Genomic DNA, 4,093 nt, shown 5'->3' on the forward strand with positions numbered 1-4,093 from the left:
ATTGCGCCGTTCCTCTGTAGGAGCGAGGCTTGCCCGCGAAGAGGCCAGAACTGACGCAGAAGAACTCGAACCTACCGCAAAAACGCCTGCCGATACTCCCCCGGCGTCCCGCCCAATGCCTGGCGAAACCTATTGGTAAAGTGGCTGGCACTGGCAAACCCGCAAGCCAGTGCAATCTCTCCCAATGGCTGCGAGGTGCAGCGCAGCAGTTCCCGCGCGCGGTTCAGGCGGCGAGCCAGCACATACTGATGCGGCGGCAGGCCGAAGCTTTCGCGGAACATCCGCGCAAAGTGGTATTCGGACAGCGAGCACAACGCCGCCAGTTGCCCCAGGCTGATCGCCGTGTCCAGATGACTGTCGATGTACTCCACCAACAAACGTCGTTGATGCGCTGCCAACCCTCCCTTGAGTCGCAGGTTCGGACGATTGCCGACCTGGCTGAGCAGGGCGTGACTGAGGATTTCATGAGCCAGGCTACTGGTGAGCAGACGCTCGCCCGGTTCGTCCCAGTTGAGCGTGATCAACCGCCTAAAACGCACCGCCTGTCGCGGGTCTTCAAGAAAAGTCTGCTCGCGCAACTGCAATTCCCGAGGCTCGCGATCCAGCAGCGTGACGCAACCCAGCGCGAATTGTTCGGGGCTGAAATACAGGTGGGCCAGGCGAATGTCGCCGTTGATCACCCAACCGGACTGATGGTCGGCGGGCAGGATGCACAGCTTGTCCGGGCCGCCCTTGGTGCCGGGCCGGTCGCGGCGAAAGGTGCCGGTACCGCCATCGATGTAGCACGACAGCGTGTGATGACTTGGCGCCTCGTAGTCTTGGGCGTCGTGATGGTTGCTCCACAAGGCCGCAGACAAGCCGTCACCGAGCTCGGCGCTGTGCTCCAGGCGAGCATTGGGCGAGCGGTTGAGGGCTTGAAAGACTTGCAGGGTGTCCAGGGCGGCCATGTTCGATTCTCTCCGACGCCTTGCATCCTACTCCGTAGACCTGCGCCTGCCAGCCCGCGGTGCGACAAAAGCGCAAGTTTATGCAAGTGCGCAAGCCATCGCCGCAGGACACTGGTGACCTATCGAGGAGCCTGCGCCATGAACCTTTCTTTGTATTTGCTGACCGTGCTGATTTGGGGCACCACCTGGATTGCCCTCAAGTGGCAACTGGGCGTGGTGGCTATTCCGGTGTCGATCGTCTATCGCTTCGGCCTCGCCGCGCTGGTGCTGTTTGCGATGTTGCTGCTCAGCCGCAAGCTGCAAGTGATGAACCGTCGCGGGCATCTGATCTGCCTGGCCCAGGGCCTGTGCCTGTTCTGCGTCAACTTCATGTGCTTTCTCACCGCGAGCCAATGGATTCCCAGCGGTCTGGTGGCCGTGGTTTTTTCCACCGCGACCCTGTGGAACGCCCTCAACGCGCGGGTGTTCTTCGGCCAGAAAATCGCTCGCAATGTGTTGATGGGCGGCGCGTTGGGCCTGCTGGGCCTGGGGTTGCTGTTCTGGCCTGAGCTGGTCGGCCACACCGCCAGCCCGCAAACCTTGCTCGGCCTAGGGCTAGCTCTGTGCGGGACCTTGTGTTTCTCGGCGGGGAACATGCTGTCGAGCCTGCAACAGAAAGCCGGACTCAAGCCCTTGACCACCAATGCCTGGGGCATGGCGTATGGGGCGGCGATGCTGTCGGTGTGGTGCCTGGTCAAGGGCATTCCGTTCGACATGGAGTGGAATGCCCGCTACATCGGCTCGCTGCTGTATCTGGTGATTCCGGGTTCGGTGATCGGCTTCACCGCTTACCTGACCCTGGTCGGACGCATGGGCCCGGAGCGCGCCGCCTATTGCACCGTGTTGTTCCCGGTGGTGGCGCTGAATGTCTCGGCATTCGTGGAGGGCTACCAGTGGACCGCGCCGGCGCTGATCGGGCTGGTGTTGGTGATGTTCGGTAACGTGCTGGTGTTCCGCAAACCCAAGGCAACCATGAGTGCGGGGGCGGGCAAGTTGGCTTGAGCAATGACTTCAGTTGTCCTTGCCCACCAACAGATAAATCAGGCCGAGGAACATGTACTCAATGTTGCTTCTCGCCCAGTCGAAGGCATTGCGCTGCGCGGAATACTCCATGTCGAACCATTCGTTGAGGATGATCACGTAGAGCGTTTGATAAACAAAAAGCGCGGTGCTGAAACCGATGATGGCGAACTTCTTGGCTTCATGAAATTCGCCGCGAGGTGCAGCAAGTTTGCGGTACAGGTGATAAGTGCCGACCAGGAAACTGAAGGTGAAGATGATCTCCAGGGTGATGATTGCCCAGTAAAAACGGTGGTGGAACATCGTTGAACTGATGGCTCGATATTGCCGGGAGTCGTTGCCCTCGGTATTGCTCATGCTGATGATTCGACCGATGTAGTCGGAGTAGGCCGCGTAGTCGGTGAAGTTGTTGGTGAGGGTCATCAGACCGAAAAGAGCGGCCATCAGGACGACCACTATCTTGCTTCGCCTGATAACGCCGGCGGTGGTGAAGTTGCTCATGCAAATACGCTCCGAATGCACGCAAAGTGCGGTTATTTCGTCGGAGTCTATAGCCGTTTCCCGCCAATGGGCCGGGGCACTGATTTGCAAGTTATGTCGTTGTTACACGGGTGTTTAAAGCGTTAAAAGGCGGCACGTCGACCGGGACGTGCCGCCTTGTCATCAGCCCTTCCAGACCTGTGGATTGACCAGATCCTGAGGACGCTCGCCGAGCAATGCGCTGCGCAAGTTGCTCAACGCACGGTTGGCCATGGCCTCGCGGGTTTCATTGGTGGCCGAGCCGATGTGCGGCAGGGTCACGGCGTTTTTCAGCTGGAACAGTGGCGACTCGGCCAGCGGTTCCTTCTCGTACACATCCAGCCCCGCGCCGCGAATCGTGTTGTTCTGCAGCGCTTCGATCAGCGCGGCTTCGTCGACTACCGGACCGCGTGCGATGTTCACCAGGATTGCGCTTGGCTTCATCAGTGCCAGTTCGCGATGGCTGATCAGGTGTCTGGTTTTCTCGCTGAGCGGTACCACCAGGCAGACGAAGTCGGCTTCGGCCAGCAGTTGATCCAGGGTGCGGAACTGCGCGCCGAGCTCCTGTTCCAGCTCGACCTTGCGGCTGTTGCCGCTGTAGAGGATCGGCATGTTGAAGCCCAGGCGACCACGACGGGCAATCGCCGCGCCGATGTTGCCCATGCCGACGATGCCCAGGGTCTTGCCGTGGACATCGCAACCGAACAGCTGCGCACCGACGGTCGCCTGCCATTGGCCGGCCTTGGTCCAGGCGTCGAGTTCGGCGACGCGGCGGGCGCTGCTCATCAGCAGGGCAAAACCCAGATCGGCGGTGCTTTCGGTGAGCACGTCCGGGGTGTTGGTCAGCATGATCCCGCGTTCGCTGAGGTAGGCCACGTCGTAGTTGTCGTAGCCCACCGAAACGCTGGACACCACTTCCAGCTTGGCGGCGTTCTCCAGTTGCGCGCGGCCGAGCTTGCGGCCGACGCCGATCAGGCCGTGGGCGTGGGGCAGGGCTTCGTTGAACTGGGCATTGATGTCGCCGTTTTTCGGGTTCGGCACAATGACGTCGAAGTCTTGTTGCAGGCGTTCGACCATTTCAGGCGTGACGCGGCTGAAGGCGAGGACGGTTTTTTTCATGGAGGCGGGCTCGGCGAGTGAGAATGGTTAGCAAGCTACTAGCCTCAAGCGGCAAGCCGCAAGTCTAAAAGTCGCTGGGCTGCTATTAACTTGCAGCTCGCCGCTTGAAGCTCACAGCTGCCCTCCAGCTATAATCGCGCCCTACGCATCCCTTGGAGCCAGCATGACTTCCCCGAAACAACCACCGGTCGCCGACGCCCCGAGCGACGAGCAGGCCGAGCTGCCTGAGACTGTCGAAGGCGAAACCCGAGCCGCGATCCCGGCGTTCAAGTTTCCGTTCAAGCCGGGTGAATTGCAGGGTGCCAAAGGCTCCAATCAGCCCTGGTACAAGAATGGCGCCAAGAATGGCCACACCAAGACCCCAGGCATGGCCCCGCCGGGGACTCGGCGGTCGATGGGTAAGCGCTGAGATTCAGACTTTGTGGTGACTGTGCCGCCGTCTTCGCGAG

General features: G+C 60.6%; 5 protein-coding genes. 2 read left to right on the forward strand and 3 right to left on the reverse strand.

The window, feature by feature from the left end:
* Positions 1-71: 71 nt before the first annotated feature.
* Complete coding sequence (locus K9857_RS29815; RefSeq protein WP_224542089.1) at positions 72-947, reverse strand: helix-turn-helix domain-containing protein; 876 nt, start codon at positions 945-947, stop codon at positions 72-74.
* A 138-nt stretch (positions 948-1,085) separates the two neighbouring features.
* On the opposite strand from K9857_RS29815, the gene K9857_RS29820 reads away from it, so the two are divergent.
* Complete coding sequence (locus K9857_RS29820) at positions 1,086-1,988, forward strand: DMT family transporter (RefSeq protein ID WP_224542092.1); 903 nt, start codon at positions 1,086-1,088, stop codon at positions 1,986-1,988.
* A 9-nt stretch (positions 1,989-1,997) separates the two neighbouring features.
* Here the strand turns inward: K9857_RS29820 and K9857_RS29825 are convergent, their stop codons facing one another.
* Both K9857_RS29825 and K9857_RS29830 read right to left on the reverse strand, forming a co-directional pair.
* Positions 1,998-2,507 carry a DUF2165 family protein gene (locus tag K9857_RS29825; protein ID WP_224542094.1) on the reverse strand — a complete coding sequence of 170 codons (510 nt, stop codon included), beginning with the start codon at positions 2,505-2,507 and terminating at the stop codon, positions 1,998-2,000.
* A gap of 162 nt (positions 2,508-2,669) precedes the next feature.
* Complete coding sequence (locus tag K9857_RS29830; protein WP_224542096.1) at positions 2,670-3,644, reverse strand: 2-hydroxyacid dehydrogenase; 975 nt, start codon at positions 3,642-3,644, stop codon at positions 2,670-2,672.
* Between the two features lie 163 nt (positions 3,645-3,807).
* Here K9857_RS29830 and K9857_RS29835 point away from each other — a divergent pair, with 163 nt between their 5' ends.
* Entirely contained in the window at positions 3,808-4,053 is a 246-nt protein-coding gene (locus K9857_RS29835) for a hypothetical protein (RefSeq protein ID WP_224542097.1), read from the forward strand.
* The last annotated feature ends 40 nt before the right edge of the window (positions 4,054-4,093 follow it).

The organism is Pseudomonas sp. REP124 (genome assembly GCF_020164475.1).
Taxonomy (GTDB): domain Bacteria; phylum Pseudomonadota; class Gammaproteobacteria; order Pseudomonadales; family Pseudomonadaceae; genus Aquipseudomonas.

Coding starts and splice junctions, on each gene's coding strand:
- K9857_RS29815 (WP_224542089.1), bottom strand. CDS start 947: ATGGCCGCCCTGGACACCCTGCAAGTCTTTCAAGCCCTCAACCGCTCG.
- K9857_RS29820 (WP_224542092.1), top strand. CDS start 1,086: ATGAACCTTTCTTTGTATTTGCTGACCGTGCTGATTTGGGGCACCACC.
- K9857_RS29825 (WP_224542094.1), bottom strand. CDS start 2,507: ATGAGCAACTTCACCACCGCCGGCGTTATCAGGCGAAGCAAGATAGTG.
- K9857_RS29830 (WP_224542096.1), bottom strand. CDS start 3,644: ATGAAAAAAACCGTCCTCGCCTTCAGCCGCGTCACGCCTGAAATGGTC.
- K9857_RS29835 (WP_224542097.1), top strand. CDS start 3,808: ATGACTTCCCCGAAACAACCACCGGTCGCCGACGCCCCGAGCGACGAG.